The following is a 14,304-nucleotide window of genomic DNA, read 5'->3' as shown; positions in this document are numbered from 1 at the left end:
CTCCGGTTACATTTGAAAACTAACGTTAATTTTATCAATGGCAGCATCTATTTGCTGTCCATCCTGACGAGATGAAATGGCTTTTATATCTTGTTTAGCCATCAATTCACCCAGCGTAATATTGTCTAAAAATTTACTAATACGGTCTGATAAGTCTTGCCACAGGTTATGCGTTAAGCATTTTTCACCACCTTGACAATCAGCCTTACCATTACATTTTGTGGCATCAATCGATTCATTCACTGCTGCAATAACTTCGCCTACCGCAATCTCATTAGCAGGTTTCCCTAAGCGATAACCGCCACCAGGACCACGAATACTTTCAACCAGGTGTTGTTTACGTAACTTTGAGAATAATTGTTCAAGATACGATAACGAAATTTCTTGGCGCATCGAAATATCATAAAGGGATACTGGACCTTGCTGAGAATGCAAAGCCACATCGAGCATAGCAGTGACTGCGTATCGACCTTTAGATGTTAATTTCATAATCCTGACTCATTTCTTTTGTTGCTGGGTATTTTACTTACCCGACTAAATTAGTCAAGTATTTAACCGACTAATTTAGTCAAGTATTGTAAACGATACGTAAACAACTTCATTGTTTAATTGCTAGAATCGTCATCGTCGCCTGATACGTTTTTTTGTGGGTCAAGACCCGTCGCTGCAAACTCTTCCATATCCATTTTAGGCAATGAGTCCGTGCACACGTCGCCTCCCATTGATTGGATTACATTACACATTTCTTGGATTTTATTATCCATCAAGTGCACATGCTCTAGTAACATGCCCATTGCATTGGCGACTGGATCGGGGTTATCAACCGCAACAGCATAGGCATCAAAACCATATTTTTTAGCAATTTTTGCACGTTTGCCATTTTGGGTGTCTAGAGACTCAGCTGTTGATAGGATAATGCGACCGGGAATACCCACGACAGTAGCATTTTCAGGAACGTCTTTAACTACGACTGAATTACTGCCCACTTTAGCACCTTTTCCCATGGTAATAGGTCCAAGCACTTTTGCTCCAGCACCGACAACAACACCATCATCTAGAGTGGGATGACGTTTACCCGCCTTCCAACTGGTTCCACCTAATGTGACCCCATGATATAAGGTCACATCATTACCTATGATAGCTGTTTCACCAATGACGACGCCCATACCATGGTCAATAAATACCCGGCGACCTAACTTGGCGCCAGGATGAATTTCAATGCCAGTAAGAAAGCGTGTTACTGTCGATAAGGAACGTGCTAACCATTTTAAGCCCCAATGCCAAAGTCGATGACTTATACGATGCACCCAAATGGCATGCAATCCTGGATAGTTGGTTAACACTTCTAATGTCGTTCGAGCTGCTGGGTCGCGGTGAAAAACGCTCTTTATATCTTCTTGTAAATATTTAAACATGAGTACCCTTTAACGATATACGCTATTGTTTATTCTTTTTATCTATCGCTGATAATATACCGCGTAGGATATTCAGTTCTTGAGATTCAGGTCTGGCACGATTCACAAGACGTCGTAACTTTGTCATCACTACCCCTGGATGGTTTTTAACAATAAATCCGGTTTCCGTTAGCGTGTTTTCTAAATGCACATAAAACCTTTCCAAATCTTCACTTAACGGATAATCAGACTCCATGTCTGGATAACTGTCTAAATTTAAATAGCCCATGCGAATTTCATAACAAAGTGTTTGTACTGCCGCGGCTAAATTCAATGAACTATATTCTGGATTAGCTGGAATACAAACGTGAAAATGACATAATTGTAATTCTTCGTTAGATAAGCCATTGTTTTCACGACCAAATACCAATGCTACGGGGCCTTTTTGCCCTTCTTGGACCATTTTTACACCACATTCTCGAGGTGTTAACATTGGCCAAGGTAAAGTGCGTGAACGCGCTGATGTCCCCACAATCAATGAACAATCTTTCACTGCTTCTGATAAGTCAGACACGATCGTAGCATTCGCTAATACATCTCCAGCTCCGGCAGCGAGTGCACTTGACTTGCCATCAGGTGCAGACACAGGATCAACCAAATATAGATCACTTAATCCCATAGTTTTCATTGCCCGAGCTGTAGAGCCTATATTGCCCGTGTGGGATGTATTTACTAATACGATGCGGATATTGTCTAACATAATTGATAATGCCTGATAAATTTTTGCATATTATACGCATTGCATCGGTGATTTAACAGAAGCGATATGCCGCAAATTTTTCTTCTTTTAATATACGTTAGGATATACAGAATAGATTTGCTATACTATCACCCTGAATTTTCAGGTGATGGTGTTTAAATCGAATTAAATTCGACATCACTTGCGAAAAATGTTCTTTGACAATTTAAGTAGTGAGACTTTGATATGCATCCTATGCTAAATATTGCCATTCGTGCTGCCCGCAGTGCTGGTTCTGTAATTACACGCGGTTTTGAAAACCGTGACGACCTTGTGGTGACTGCGAAACGCGACCATGATTATGTGACAAAAATAGACAAGGATGCTGAACAAGCTATTATCGAAAAAATCAAGCAATCCTACCCTGAACATACGTTCATTGGTGAAGAAGGCGGTGTTGTACAAGGCGATGATACATTTAAGTGGGTAATCGATCCGCTTGATGGCACTACTAATTTTATCAAAGGCATCCCTCATTTCTGTGTATCCATTGCGCTAATGTATAAAGGTCGCCTTGACCAAGCTGTTATTTTTGATCCTATCCGTGGTGATTTATTTACTGCATCTCGTGGTGCAGGTGCTCAACTGAATGGTTACCGTATTCGTGTTGGCAAACAAAAAGACCTAAATAATGGTGTTTTTGCCACCGCATTCCCATTTAAAGATAAAACTCAATTAACTGAATTTATGCCGAAATTTACACGTATATTTGCCCAATCTGGTGATGTGCGTCGTACTGGCTCTGCAGCCTTAGATTTAGCCTATGTTGCTTCTGGTAAATTAGATGGTTATTTTGAAAGTGGTTTAAAACCATGGGATATGGCTGCAGGTGAACTGATTGTTCGAGAAGCAGGAGGTCTAGTCACTGATTTTGCTGGTGGTAATGATCCGATGCAAAAAGGGGAAATCGTTGCCGGTAACCCAAGAGTCGTCCAACAAATTGTTAAACAATTAAAATAACACTCATGATCCAGATATAGGCTGATTAACGGGTATATACTCACAGCTCATAAACATAAAAACCTAGGTGGAATTAACACCTAGGTTTTTTTATGGGTATCAATATAAGATTGATGATTTAAACTACCGGAAAACTTAAATCATCGGATCTAAATCTTCACCTTCTTTCTCAATCACTTCAGGAATTAAGTCTTCTTTACTTATACCTAGTAGTAACGCCACTGAGCTAGATATATAAATAGAAGAGTATGTTCCGATCACGACACCAAACAATAATGCAGTAGAGAAACCATGAATTAACGCTCCGCCCACAAAGAATAGTGCAAGCAATACCAATATTGTCGTCACAGAGGTAATGATAGTTCGATTCAATGTCTGGGTAAGTGAAATATTAATGATTTCTTCAGATTCAGCTTTACGGATTTTACGAAAGTTTTCACGGATACGGTCCGATACAACAATCGTATCATTCAACGAATAACCAATAACGGCTAGTACTGCCGCTAAAATAGTTAAATCAAATTCTAACTGTAAAAATGAAAATAAACCAAGCGTGATTATCACATCATGGGCGAGAGCTGATACTGATCCTAAAGCAAAACGCCATTCAAAACGCATTGCTACATAAATCAAAATACAAATAAGGGCGGTCAGCATCGCTAAACCGCCCTGCTCCGTCAATTCTTCACCCACATTAGGACCGACAAACTCAATACGGCGCATGTCTACATTTTTCCCCGTCGCACGCAACGCAAGCATCACTTGGTCACCCACTTCGGCTGACTTCACACCTTCGCGCGGTGCAAGACGGATCAACACATCTTGGCTCGAGCCAAAGTTTTGTACAATTGCATCACCAAATGAAGCGGCATCCAATTCACGTCGTATTTCATCTAAGTTAGCCGCATCAGGATAACCTACTTCAATTAGGGTTCCACCGGTAAAGTCCAAGCCCCAATTCAACTGATTCACAGCTAAAGAACCCAACGAGGCAATAATCAGAATCGTTGAAAACACTAGCGCAGGGACCCGCAAACGCATGAATTTTACGGTACTATTAATTTTTAATAAACGCATATTCAAATCTCCTTAAATCGATAACGATTCAAGGCGACGACCGCCCCAAATTAAGTTAACTAACACGCGCGTTAATACAATCGCGGTAAACATTGAGGTGGCGATACCTATCATCAACGTAATCGAAAACCCTTTGATTGGACCGGTACCTACTGCAAACAAAATTAGACCCGCAAGAAACGTAGTGATGTTCGCATCTAAGATGGTTGAAAAAGCGCTATCGTAACCATGATGAATGGCTTGTTGAGGTGAGCGTCCATCGCGGAGCTCTTCACGGATCCGCTCAAATATTAGCACATTCGCGTCCACTGCCATACCTACAGTCAGGACTATCCCTGCCATACCAGGCAAGGTTAACGTCGCACCGGGGATCATCGACATCACACCCACTATCATAACCAAATTGGCAATCAATGCGATATTCGCCACCATACCAAAGGCTTTGTAATAGATAAGCATGAAGATAAGCACTAAGATCAAACCACCTTGTATTGCTTTCATCCCTAATTCAATATTTTCCGCACCCAAGCTAGGCCCTACCGTACGTTCTTCAACAATAGTAATCGGCGCAATTAACGCGCCGGCTCTAAGTAGTAATGCTAAATCACGCGCTTCTTTAGGCGAATCTAATCCAGTGATCCTGAAGTTACTACCAAGACGAGCTTGAATCGTTGCAATTGAAATAACTTCTTCTTTTTTCTCAAAAATGAGTTTGTCATTACTATCACGTTCACCTGTGGCTTTATATTCAATAAACACAGTCGCCATCGGGTTACCGATATTATCTTTCGTGCCTTGTGACATCTTAGTGCCACCTTTGGAATCAAGCGAAATATTGACTTGAGGGATCCCATACTCATCGGCACCACTGTTAGCATCGATAATATGATTACCTGTAAGCATGACACGCTTTTTCAATAATTGAGGGATACCACTACGATCATTAACTAAGATAGAGGATGGTGGAATACGACCATTTACGGCGTCACGGACGTCGTTATCTTGATCAACCATTCTAAATTCAAGCGTCGCAGTCGCATTTAATATTTCTTTGGCTTTTGCAGTATCTTGAATACCTGGTAATTGCACAACGATGCGTTCCGCACCTTGCTTTTGAACCAAAGGTTCGGCCACACCTAACTGATTAACACGATTGCGGATAATGGTAATATTTTGTTTCACCGCATAATCGCGAATTTGCACTAAGCGATTTTCAGAAAACGTGGCACGGATAATCAGACCATCACGCTCGGTAAACACTAAATCAGGATTACGGTTACGCAAGAAAAAACGAGCAGAATCAAGGGTGTCTTGGTCACGGAATTGGATATTCACCGCGTCACCCACTTGTTTAACTGAGCGATAACGAATATTTTCTTCTCGTAAGGCGGTTCTGAAATCGCCGACCATATCTTCAGTCGCTTTACCGATCGCAGAATTCATATCCACTTCCATTAGAAAGTGTACACCACCGCGTAAATCCAATCCTAACTTCATTGGACTACCACCTAATGCAGCAAGCCATTGAGGCGTGTCAGGCGCAAGATTCATGGCCACAAAGTATTCATCACCGAGTTGTTTTTCTAACACTTCACGTGCTACTAACTGGGTATCTGAATCATTCACACGGACCAAAATTTTATCATCTGCAAATTCAATACGTTTTGTCTCAATCTCATTATTAGTCAATAATGATTGAATACTCGGTATCATATTTTCTGTGACTTGGGCGTTTCGACCTGCGGAAATTTGGATCGCATGATCTTCGCCATAAATATTAGGAAGTGCATATAACGCCGAGGCGCCAATCACTAACAATACTAAGAAATATTTCCAAATCGGAGTTTGATTTAACACAACTCATTCCTACTTTGAATACAAAAAAATGGCCCGCCTAGCGAGCCATATTGGGTAGTTATACCGCTTTCATTGTGCCTTTTGGCAACACTGCTGTGACAGATGCTTTCTGTACGATAATATCGTTGGTTTCATTTAACGCAATTTCAATAAAATCTTTTTCGTCTGTTACTTTCGTAATTTTACCTACTAAACCACCTTGCGTCAGTACTTCGTCACCTTTTGATAAAGAAGCAACAAGATTTTTATGCTCTTTAACACGTTTCGCTTGCGGGCGATAAAGTAAGAAATAAAATATTAAACCGAAAACGGCTAACATAATTAGCATCTCGATGCCGCCACCTTGGGCGCTGCCACCGGCTGTTTGGGCGTGTGCTGTTGAAATAAATAAGCTCATAAGTTTTCCTTAATGGTAAGTTAATTTTAATTTTCTACCGCTTCTAATGGCGGTACTGACATATCTTTTTGGGTATAAAATTCGGTGACAAATTCATCAAGTGTCCCCGCTTCAATGGCATCTCTTAAGCCCTGCATTACACGCTGGTAATAGCGTAAGTTATGAATGGTATTAAGCCGCGCACCGAGGATCTCATTACACTTGTCTAAATGATGTAGATATGACCGAGAATAATTTTTACAAGTGTAACAGTCACATTTTTCGTCTAAGGGACCTGTATCCGTTTTATGCTTGGCATTACGAATTTTAACCACACCCTCGGTGGTGAACAAGTGACCATTACGCGCATTTCGAGTTGGCATCACACAATCAAACATATCAATACCACGACGTACCGCTTCAACAATATCTTCAGGCTTGCCCACCCCCATTAAATAGCGAGGTTTATTTTCTGGGCATTTATGTGCGGTATTATCTAAAATGCGGATCATATCTTCTTTAGGCTCACCAACCGATAGACCGCCAATGGCATACCCATCAAAGCCGATTTTCTCTAGCGCTGCTAGTGAAATATCACGTAAAGCAGGGTACATGCCCCCTTGGACAATGCCAAATAGTGCTGATTCGCTATCACCGTGTTCGTCTTTACTGCGCTGAGCCCAACGTAATGATAACTCCATTGAAATACGCGCTTCTTGTTCTGTCGCTGGATATGGGGTGCATTCATCGAAAATCATGACAATATCAGAGCCCAATTCACGCTGAACTTCAATTGATTTTTCAGGCGTAAGTAAGATTTTTTCGCCGTTAATGGGAGAACGGAACGTGACACCATTTTCATTGATTTTACGCATCGCACCGAGGCTGAATACTTGGAAGCCACCAGAGTCAGTTAAAATTGGTTTATCCCAATGCATAAAATCATGTAAATCACCATGCTGCTGAATAATGCCTGTACCAGGACGCAGCATGAGGTGAAAGGTATTACCTAAACAAATATGAGCACCAGTATCGGTTAATTCTTCAGGTGTCATGCCTTTGACAGTTCCGTAAGTTCCCACTGGCATAAACGCCGGAGTCTCTACGATACCGCGAGGAAATATGAGTTGGCCACGACGGGCTTTGCCCTGAGTAGCAAGGAGTTTAAATTCCACGTAAATACCATCTACTTATCAATAATGGCGCGCATTATAGCAAACTAAAAACGGTTGCACACCCTATGATTTTTCGATGAACATTGAGTCACCATAGCTAAAAAATCGGTATTCGTGAGCGATGGCTTCAGCATATGCCTGCATGACATTTTCTTTACCCGCAAGCGCACTGATTAACATCATCAATGTCGACTCTGGTAAATGAAAATTGGTGAACATGGCGTCTACCACCTTAAATTCAAACCCTGGATAGATGAAGATTTCGGTGTCTTCATAAAATGGCACTATCAATTCATTCGTGGCGTCAGCTTTTTTCGCCGCCGATTCTAATGAACGCATAGAGGTGGTGCCAACAGCAATGACCCGTTTACCTGCTGCTTTTGTCGCTTTTATCGCCGCTACCACCGCATCTGGCACTTCCGCGTATTCAGCATGCATCACATGCTCTTCTACATTATCAACTTTGACTGGTTGAAACGTCCCCGCTCCCACATGCAAGGTCACAAACTCAATTTGCACGCCTTTGTCTTTGATTTGTGCCAAAATTTCATCATCAAAATGTAAGCCAGCAGTCGGTGCTGCGACCGCGCCAGGCTTTTCATTATACACCGTTTGATAACGCTCTTTATCACCGTCTTCATCAGGACGGTCAATATAAGGTGGCAATGGCATATGACCATGTGCCTCAAGTAAATCCAATACACTTTCATTACCGCTAAACTCAAGCTCAAATAATGCCCCATGACGACCTAACATTGTCGCTTCAATCACCTCTTCCAATATGAGTTGAGCACCCGGTTTAGGTGATTTACTTGATTTAACATGCGCTAACACTCGATGATCATCAAGCATTCTTTCAACCAATACTTCTATTTTCCCTCCGGTGGATTTTTGACCAAGTAACCGAGCAGGAATGACACGGGTATTATTGAATATCAACAAATCACCAGCTTCAACAAACTGCAGCATATTCTTAAATTGATGATGAGCGATGGCTCCAGTCTTACCATCTAAATGCAATAAACGGGATGCTGAGCGTTGTTGTGTTGGATATTTCGCAATCAAATGCTCAGGTAAAGTGAAGCCAAAATCAGAAGTTTTCATAAATATGGTATGTGTAAATAGCGTTGATGTGAACATTGTACATAATTGCTAAATAGCGTGACAAATTTTACACACTATTTTGTTTCAAAATATTAAATCCCTTGATTTTCTATCTCTATTATCCCTTAATAATCACAATAATACTCTATAGGATCCTGAATGTTGACTTGGCAAAAGCTGAAAAAAAAGCTACTTCATTATTTTTCAGACACCCATTGGTACACAATAGTCGTTCTGTTATTTCTCTATGGAATATCGTCATGGGGCTTACTACTTGCTACAGGGGAAACTGCCCTGACCCATCCAATCGACTTTGTTTATTGGTTGATTGTCACCGGATCGACTGTCGGATATGGCGATTATTCACCATCGACATTTGCTGGTAAATTAGTGGTCGCACTGTATATCATACCTGTAGGGCTGAGTATTTTTGCCCTCATTGTAGGTCGTATTGCGACGTGGATATCATTTAAATGGCACAAAAATAATAAAGGGTTAAATAATCACATGACTGAACAACACATATTGATTATGGGCTGGAATGGTGAGCGTACCTTGCAGTTACTTAATCTTTTAATCAAAGAAAACGACCAAAATTCGGTCAAGTCCGAAATCATGTTGTGTGTCAGAAAAGACATTACCAACCCACTTCCAGGACAAATTGAATTTGTTAAAGTCAGCTCATTTAATCGTGACGAAGATATGGATCGGGCAAATGTCGCTGAGGCTAAGACGATTTTGATTGATAACCCGGATGACGACATTACGATGACGAGTGCGTTGTATTGTGCCAAGCGTAATCCAGATGCACACATAGTGGCGTATTTTAACGATGAAAGTTTAGTGGGGTTACTCAAAGACCATTGTCCAAATGTGGAATGCACCCCTAGTGTAGCAGTAGAATTACTGGTGAAATCGGCATTTGATCCAGGTTCTAGCTTATTGCACCATGATTTACTCAGCGTTGATGCCGGCCAGGAACAATACTCTGTTTTAGTACCTGACACGGCCTCGACCATGTCGGTTGAGCATTTATTCTTAGGATTAAAAAGACACCATAATGCCATATTCGTTGGTTTTGCAACGGATCATGATGATCATAATATTCATGTGAATCCGGATTTTAATGAACAAGTGAACCCGGGTGATCGTATTTTTTATATCGCAGCACGACGAATCAATGAATTTAATTGGTCATCATTTCAATAAGGAACCTTAATAATGGACACACTTGTCACTTCTTTATCAGGCCTAGGCGGTTTTATTTTATATTTTGCAGCAGCCATCGCATTACTCTTTGTTTTTAAAGTCATTTATAGCAAAGTCACGCCCCATGATGAGTGGGTTCTGATTAAGGAAAAGCAATCGACTGCAGCGGCCATTGCCTTTGGTGGCGCACTGATAGGCTTTGCATTGGCATTATCTGGTGCTGCAGCAAACGCAGTCTCATTTACTGACTTTATTATTTGGGCCGTTGTTGCTTTACTCGCACAGTGTTTGGCGTTTTTACTATTACGCTTCACTTTTATGCCTAAAATTGCTGAACGTATCGAACAAAATGAAGTGTCGGCTGGCATCATGCTGGCAGCCTTATCTATTGCAGTGGGTTTACTCAACGCAGCTTGTATGACCTATTAAGTAGAGGGAGTCCATGATGAATGAATCAAAACGTACTGCTTCAATTGCCTTACCTCAAATGCGCAAGTGGTTCGCCGTAAAACCGCTCGCTGTCGGTATCAGTGCTATTTTTCTAAGTGGCTGTGGTGAAGAACCCGAGCTTGCTTCGATTTACACCAGTATTGATGAATGTGCCAGTGATAATCCAAATTACATGGAAGAATGCACCAGTGCTTATAAAGAGGCAAAAGATGAAGCACTGCGCACGGGGCCTAAGTTTTTGAGCGAAGGCGACTGTGAATTTGAGTTTGGTCAGGATAATTGTGAATACGTGTCAAACCAAGGCAGTAGTTTCTTTATGCCTTTCATGGCCGGTTATTTGATGAGTGAAGTCATTGATGAAGTCGGTGATGCGCTGGGTAAAAAGAAGAAAAAACGCCGCTACTATATGCAACCCATGTTCACTTCATACTCGCGCCGGTCATCTTTACGTGGTCGTTGGTTTAATGCTAGTGGTAAAGACTTTGGTAGTTTGGGACGTCGTGATGTAAAAGTCTATCAATCTGATTTTAAAAAGAAACCCACGGTCAACCGCACCGTGAAACGCGGTGGCTTTGGTAAAAGTGTAGCACGCTCTTCCAGCTCCAGAAGTTTCGGTGGATAGGTTATGTTAAGGCGAGATATTGCTCCCCGTCAGCATTGGCAAGCACTCGCCCAAGAGTACGGCTTTAATTTTCATACCATTAACGGCGAGCCTTATTGGGATGAAAGTGCATATTATCAGTTCACGCTTGAACAAGTGGAACGTGACATAGAAGATCCTACCCAAGAGCTTCACGAGATGTGCTTACATGTCGTCGATGAAGTCGTGCAATCACCAGCGTTATTGACTGATTTTTGTATCCCTGAAGCCTTTCATGAAGCGGTTCATGACGCCTGGTTACAACGCCACCCCTCATTATATTCACGCCTTGATTTAGTGTATGACGGAAAAGGACCCGCTAAGTTACTTGAAAATAATGCAGATACGCCGACAAGCCTTTATGAATCTGGTTTTTGGCAATGGCTTTGGTTAGAACAGTGTGTAGATGGTGGCACATTACCGCAATCTGCCGACCAATTTAATTCACTCCAAGAAAAACTCATTATGCGTTTTCGTGATATCGCAAATATCCATCAGCAAAAAGTCATGCACTTTAGTTGTGCTCAAGATTCTGCTGAAGATAGAGGCACTGTTCAATATTTACAAGACTGCGCAGCACAAGCTGGACTAGAGACACCATTTATTTTCATTGATGATATAGGTGTCACTGAGACCCATCGATTTCTCGATCTGGATGATTTACCCATTCACAGTGCATTCAAACTCTACCCTTGGGAATTTATGTTGAGCGAAGAGTTTGGTGAAATTGCTGCCTACTCATCGACTAAATGGGTTGAGCCTTTATGGAAAAGTGTGCTGTCGAATAAAGCGCTGATGCCATTATTATGGTCTCGTTTCACCGGACATCCTAACTTGTTGCCCAGTTTTTTGCACAAAGATTTAGACAAGGTAGATAAATCTGGGAAATGGGTCAAAAAGCCTATTTTTTCAAGAGAAGGAGCTAACATCATGATTATTGATAATAATGAGGTGGTAGCCCAAACCGGTGGTCAATATGGCGATGAAGGCGTTATATTTCAGCAATTTCATGCGTTACCAAAATTTGGCGATAACTATACATTAATAGGCTCTTGGCTCGTCAATGATATGCCAGCAGGTATGTCCATCCGTGAAGATAACAGCCTGATCACCCAAGACAGTTCTCGGTTTGTTCCCCATATTATTTTAGGGTAAACTCCTCGCCATTATCCAACAGGAAATTAATCTCGTGCCCAATTCAACTCCTCATACCAAACCACAACAACAGAATATGCTAGCGAATCTTGCATTTAACATCATCATTCCCGTTGTGATCATGACCTATGCGAGTAAACCAGAGTATTTAGGCCCATTATGGAGTATAGCGGTAGCATTAGCTTTTCCTGTTGGCTATGGTTTGTATGAGTTGCTACAAACCAAAAAAGTCAATTTTTTCTCTGTCCTAGGAATTGTGAGTGTTTTATTAACTGGTGGGATTAGCTTATTAAAATTACCTGCAGAATATATCGCTATAAAAGAAGCAGCTATCCCAGCGCTAATCGGTATCGCTGTATTAGTGACCCGCTATATGAAAAAGCCATTGATCAAAGTATTAGTACTTAATGAAGCCATAATTAATTGGCCAAAACTAAACGAACGTTTAGTCAGCATCAACAAAGTAGCTGAATTTGAAAAGAAAATTGATATCAGTAACTATATTGTCGCCGCGTCGTTCTTTCTTTCTGCGACACTGAACTATGCATTAGCTAAATGGATTTTAGTATCGGAGCCCGGCACAACAGCTTACACCGAAGAGCTGGGCCGCATGACCGCACTGAGTTATCCTGTTATTGTCATCCCCAGCATGATCATGCTCATCACTGCAATCATGTATATTTTTATGCAAATGAAAAAATTGACCGGTGAAGAAATTGATACTTTCTTGAATCAATAACTAATCCAACAATTCAAATATAGACTTCGCGATATCCGTATTATCTTGATGGCCTGCAAATTTACTCGCACCAGGTCCTATGGCAAATACTTGTACGTCGACAGCGGTGTGACCCCATGTCGTCCATCCCGTATTCGTTTTACGGTCAATGAATGCTTTAATGACAGCCTCTAGTGGTCGATTTTCAGCACTCATATCCATTGCAAATACAGCTTGGATTTCTTCCTCGGTCAGGTCAAATTGTAACGCTGACTGGATGTAAGCAAGACGTTGTTGTGGTGTTAAAGCGGATGCTTTGATAAATTCAATCATGCTCGGCACTGACTGAACAATATTATGGAGTATTTCTGGCTCCCAACGATAATCACCATTCGCCCCTAAAGTCAGCCCTCCAGTACTATGATCAGCCGTCATCACCACTAAAGTGTCAGGGTGCTTTTGTTGATATTCACTTAACCATTCGAGCATCACATGTAAATCATGCATCTCTGCCATCGCAGAATTGATATCACGGCCATGCCCTGCCCAATCAACTTGACTGGCTTCTAGTAATAAGAAATATCCTTGTTCATTTTCCAGAAGACGTACTGCTGTCTGTGCCATATCTTTTAAACGCGTAGGATTGGTATCATCCAGTGCCCAAGGTAAACCTGAAGGGGCAAATAAGCCCAATGCTCCGCCTTTTGTATTTAAACGAGGAAGTTGTCCATAATCATCTATGTACTGATAGCCTTGTGCAACAAACTCAGCAGTTAAATCACGGTCTTCACGGATAAAATAATCAGTCCCGCCGCCTAGCATCACATCAACTTTGATACTGCCATGTAAGCGATCATCGAAAAAGCTATCAGCAATTTCATTGTAGTTGCGACGACTTTCATTATGCGCGACATAAGCGGCCGGTGTGGCGTGAACAATTTGTGAAGTCACCGCGAGACCTGTTTTCATTCCTTTTGATTTGGCGCGATGCAAGACAGTGTTCACCGGTTGTTTATTCGCGTCTAGACCAATCGCTCCATTATAACTCTTTATACCAGAAGATAAGGCTGTCGCACTAGCGGCAGAATCAGTAACTAAGCCCGAGACTTCCGCAGGATAAGTAGATGCGTTTCCAATATGCCATTGATCGAAAATGGTATTATCGAGCTGTGTTGTCGCAGGATCATCGGCGTAATAGCGATATGCCGTAGTATAAGCTGGCCCCATACCATCGGACACAATCATAATAATATTTTTCGGACGTTCACTTGTCACTATTACATCGTCTTTGTTAACGACGATATCAGGCGTCACAATGACACATGCAGACAATAACAGTGAGCTCATACTAAGGGATAACATAGGCAAAAATTTCATCAGCATACATCCT

At 41.5% G+C, this 14,304-nt stretch carries 15 protein-coding genes; 6 read left to right on the top strand and 9 right to left on the bottom strand.

The features are described from left to right. Positions 1 to 6 precede the first annotated feature (6 nt). The 3 genes from iscR to trmJ form a co-directional block, all read right to left on the bottom strand. Positions 7 to 489: a Fe-S cluster assembly transcriptional regulator IscR gene (gene iscR / locus G2999_RS10180; RefSeq protein ID WP_010181280.1), complete on the bottom strand. Its 483-nt coding sequence runs from the start codon at positions 487 to 489 to the stop codon at positions 7 to 9. Positions 490 to 605: 116 nt separating this feature from the next. Continuing rightward, positions 606 to 1,415, bottom strand: a complete 810-nt coding sequence (gene cysE / locus G2999_RS10175; protein WP_010181278.1) for a serine O-acetyltransferase — start codon at positions 1,413 to 1,415, stop codon at positions 606 to 608. Between the two features lie 22 nt (positions 1,416 to 1,437). Then, complete coding sequence (gene trmJ, locus G2999_RS10170) at positions 1,438 to 2,154, bottom strand: tRNA (cytosine(32)/uridine(32)-2'-O)-methyltransferase TrmJ (RefSeq protein ID WP_010181276.1); 717 nt, start codon at positions 2,152 to 2,154, stop codon at positions 1,438 to 1,440. A 225-nt stretch (positions 2,155 to 2,379) separates the two neighbouring features. Here trmJ and suhB point away from each other — a divergent pair, with 225 nt between their 5' ends. Continuing rightward, positions 2,380 to 3,153 (top strand): inositol-1-monophosphatase, encoded by a 774-nt coding sequence (gene suhB / locus G2999_RS10165; protein WP_010181274.1) that lies wholly within the window; start codon positions 2,380 to 2,382, stop codon positions 3,151 to 3,153. Positions 3,154 to 3,288: 135 nt separating this feature from the next. Here suhB and secF read toward each other — a convergent pair whose 3' ends face one another. The 5 genes from secF to queA all read right to left on the bottom strand — a co-directional run bounded on the left by secF (position 3,289) and on the right by queA (position 8,742). Then, positions 3,289 to 4,230 (bottom strand): protein translocase subunit SecF, encoded by a 942-nt coding sequence (gene secF, locus G2999_RS10160; protein ID WP_010181272.1) that lies wholly within the window; start codon positions 4,228 to 4,230, stop codon positions 3,289 to 3,291. 12 nt (positions 4,231 to 4,242) lie between these two features. Then, complete coding sequence (secD, locus tag G2999_RS10155) at positions 4,243 to 6,087, bottom strand: protein translocase subunit SecD (protein ID WP_010181270.1); 1,845 nt, start codon at positions 6,085 to 6,087, stop codon at positions 4,243 to 4,245. A 58-nt stretch (positions 6,088 to 6,145) separates the two neighbouring features. Further along, positions 6,146 to 6,484 (bottom strand): preprotein translocase subunit YajC, encoded by a 339-nt coding sequence (gene yajC, locus G2999_RS10150; protein WP_010181269.1) that lies wholly within the window; start codon positions 6,482 to 6,484, stop codon positions 6,146 to 6,148. Between the two features lie 26 nt (positions 6,485 to 6,510). Further along, positions 6,511 to 7,638 (bottom strand): tRNA guanosine(34) transglycosylase Tgt, encoded by a 1,128-nt coding sequence (tgt, locus tag G2999_RS10145; protein ID WP_010181267.1) that lies wholly within the window; start codon positions 7,636 to 7,638, stop codon positions 6,511 to 6,513. A 63-nt stretch (positions 7,639 to 7,701) separates the two neighbouring features. Beyond that, positions 7,702 to 8,742, bottom strand: a complete 1,041-nt coding sequence (gene queA, locus G2999_RS10140; protein ID WP_010181265.1) for a tRNA preQ1(34) S-adenosylmethionine ribosyltransferase-isomerase QueA — start codon at positions 8,740 to 8,742, stop codon at positions 7,702 to 7,704. Positions 8,743 to 8,901: 159 nt separating this feature from the next. Between queA and G2999_RS10135 the strand changes: the two genes are divergently transcribed. From G2999_RS10135 to G2999_RS10115, 5 genes are all read left to right on the top strand, one after another. Next, positions 8,902 to 9,951: a potassium channel family protein gene (locus tag G2999_RS10135; protein WP_010181263.1), complete on the top strand. Its 1,050-nt coding sequence runs from the start codon at positions 8,902 to 8,904 to the stop codon at positions 9,949 to 9,951. A gap of 12 nt (positions 9,952 to 9,963) precedes the next feature. Beyond that, positions 9,964 to 10,380: a DUF350 domain-containing protein gene (locus tag G2999_RS10130; protein ID WP_010181262.1), complete on the top strand. Its 417-nt coding sequence runs from the start codon at positions 9,964 to 9,966 to the stop codon at positions 10,378 to 10,380. A 16-nt stretch (positions 10,381 to 10,396) separates the two neighbouring features. Further along, positions 10,397 to 11,023: a DUF1190 domain-containing protein gene (locus tag G2999_RS10125; RefSeq protein ID WP_010181260.1), complete on the top strand. Its 627-nt coding sequence runs from the start codon at positions 10,397 to 10,399 to the stop codon at positions 11,021 to 11,023. 3 nt (positions 11,024 to 11,026) lie between these two features. Continuing rightward, entirely contained in the window at positions 11,027 to 12,196 is a 1,170-nt protein-coding gene (locus G2999_RS10120; protein WP_010181258.1) for a glutathionylspermidine synthase family protein, read from the top strand. Positions 12,197 to 12,272: 76 nt separating this feature from the next. Beyond that, entirely contained in the window at positions 12,273 to 12,935 is a 663-nt protein-coding gene (locus G2999_RS10115) for a VC0807 family protein (RefSeq protein WP_034955895.1), read from the top strand. On the opposite strand, the gene G2999_RS10110 is transcribed toward G2999_RS10115, so the two are convergent. Next, a complete protein-coding gene (locus tag G2999_RS10110) occupies positions 12,936 to 14,261 on the bottom strand; it encodes an alkaline phosphatase (protein ID WP_232222450.1) in 1,326 nt (441 codons plus the stop codon). Between the last annotated feature and the right edge of the window lie 43 nt (positions 14,262 to 14,304).

It is taken from the genome of Glaciecola sp. HTCC2999, assembly GCF_000155775.1.
Classification (GTDB): Bacteria; Pseudomonadota; Gammaproteobacteria; order Enterobacterales; family Alteromonadaceae; genus Opacimonas.
Note: the sequence above shows the minus strand (reverse complement) of the source record. Positions and strands in the feature narration are given on the sequence as shown.

Excerpts from the sequence above, each read along its gene's own strand:
- iscR (WP_010181280.1), bottom strand. The coding sequence starts at position 489 with ATGAAATTAACATCTAAAGGTCGATACGCAGTCACTGCTATGCTCGAT.
- cysE (WP_010181278.1), bottom strand. The coding sequence starts at position 1,415 with ATGTTTAAATATTTACAAGAAGATATAAAGAGCGTTTTTCACCGCGAC.
- trmJ (WP_010181276.1), bottom strand. The coding sequence starts at position 2,154 with ATGTTAGACAATATCCGCATCGTATTAGTAAATACATCCCACACGGGC.
- suhB (WP_010181274.1), top strand. The coding sequence starts at position 2,380 with ATGCATCCTATGCTAAATATTGCCATTCGTGCTGCCCGCAGTGCTGGT.
- secF (WP_010181272.1), bottom strand. The coding sequence starts at position 4,230 with ATGCGTTTATTAAAAATTAATAGTACCGTAAAATTCATGCGTTTGCGG.
- yajC (WP_010181269.1), bottom strand. The coding sequence starts at position 6,484 with ATGAGCTTATTTATTTCAACAGCACACGCCCAAACAGCCGGTGGCAGC.
- queA (WP_010181265.1), bottom strand. The coding sequence starts at position 8,742 with ATGAAAACTTCTGATTTTGGCTTCACTTTACCTGAGCATTTGATTGCG.
- G2999_RS10135 (WP_010181263.1), top strand. The coding sequence starts at position 8,902 with ATGTTGACTTGGCAAAAGCTGAAAAAAAAGCTACTTCATTATTTTTCA.
- G2999_RS10130 (WP_010181262.1), top strand. The coding sequence starts at position 9,964 with ATGGACACACTTGTCACTTCTTTATCAGGCCTAGGCGGTTTTATTTTA.
- G2999_RS10125 (WP_010181260.1), top strand. The coding sequence starts at position 10,397 with ATGAATGAATCAAAACGTACTGCTTCAATTGCCTTACCTCAAATGCGC.
- G2999_RS10120 (WP_010181258.1), top strand. The coding sequence starts at position 11,027 with ATGTTAAGGCGAGATATTGCTCCCCGTCAGCATTGGCAAGCACTCGCC.
- G2999_RS10115 (WP_034955895.1), top strand. The coding sequence starts at position 12,273 with ATGCTAGCGAATCTTGCATTTAACATCATCATTCCCGTTGTGATCATG.
- G2999_RS10110 (WP_232222450.1), bottom strand. The coding sequence starts at position 14,261 with ATGAGCTCACTGTTATTGTCTGCATGTGTCATTGTGACGCCTGATATC.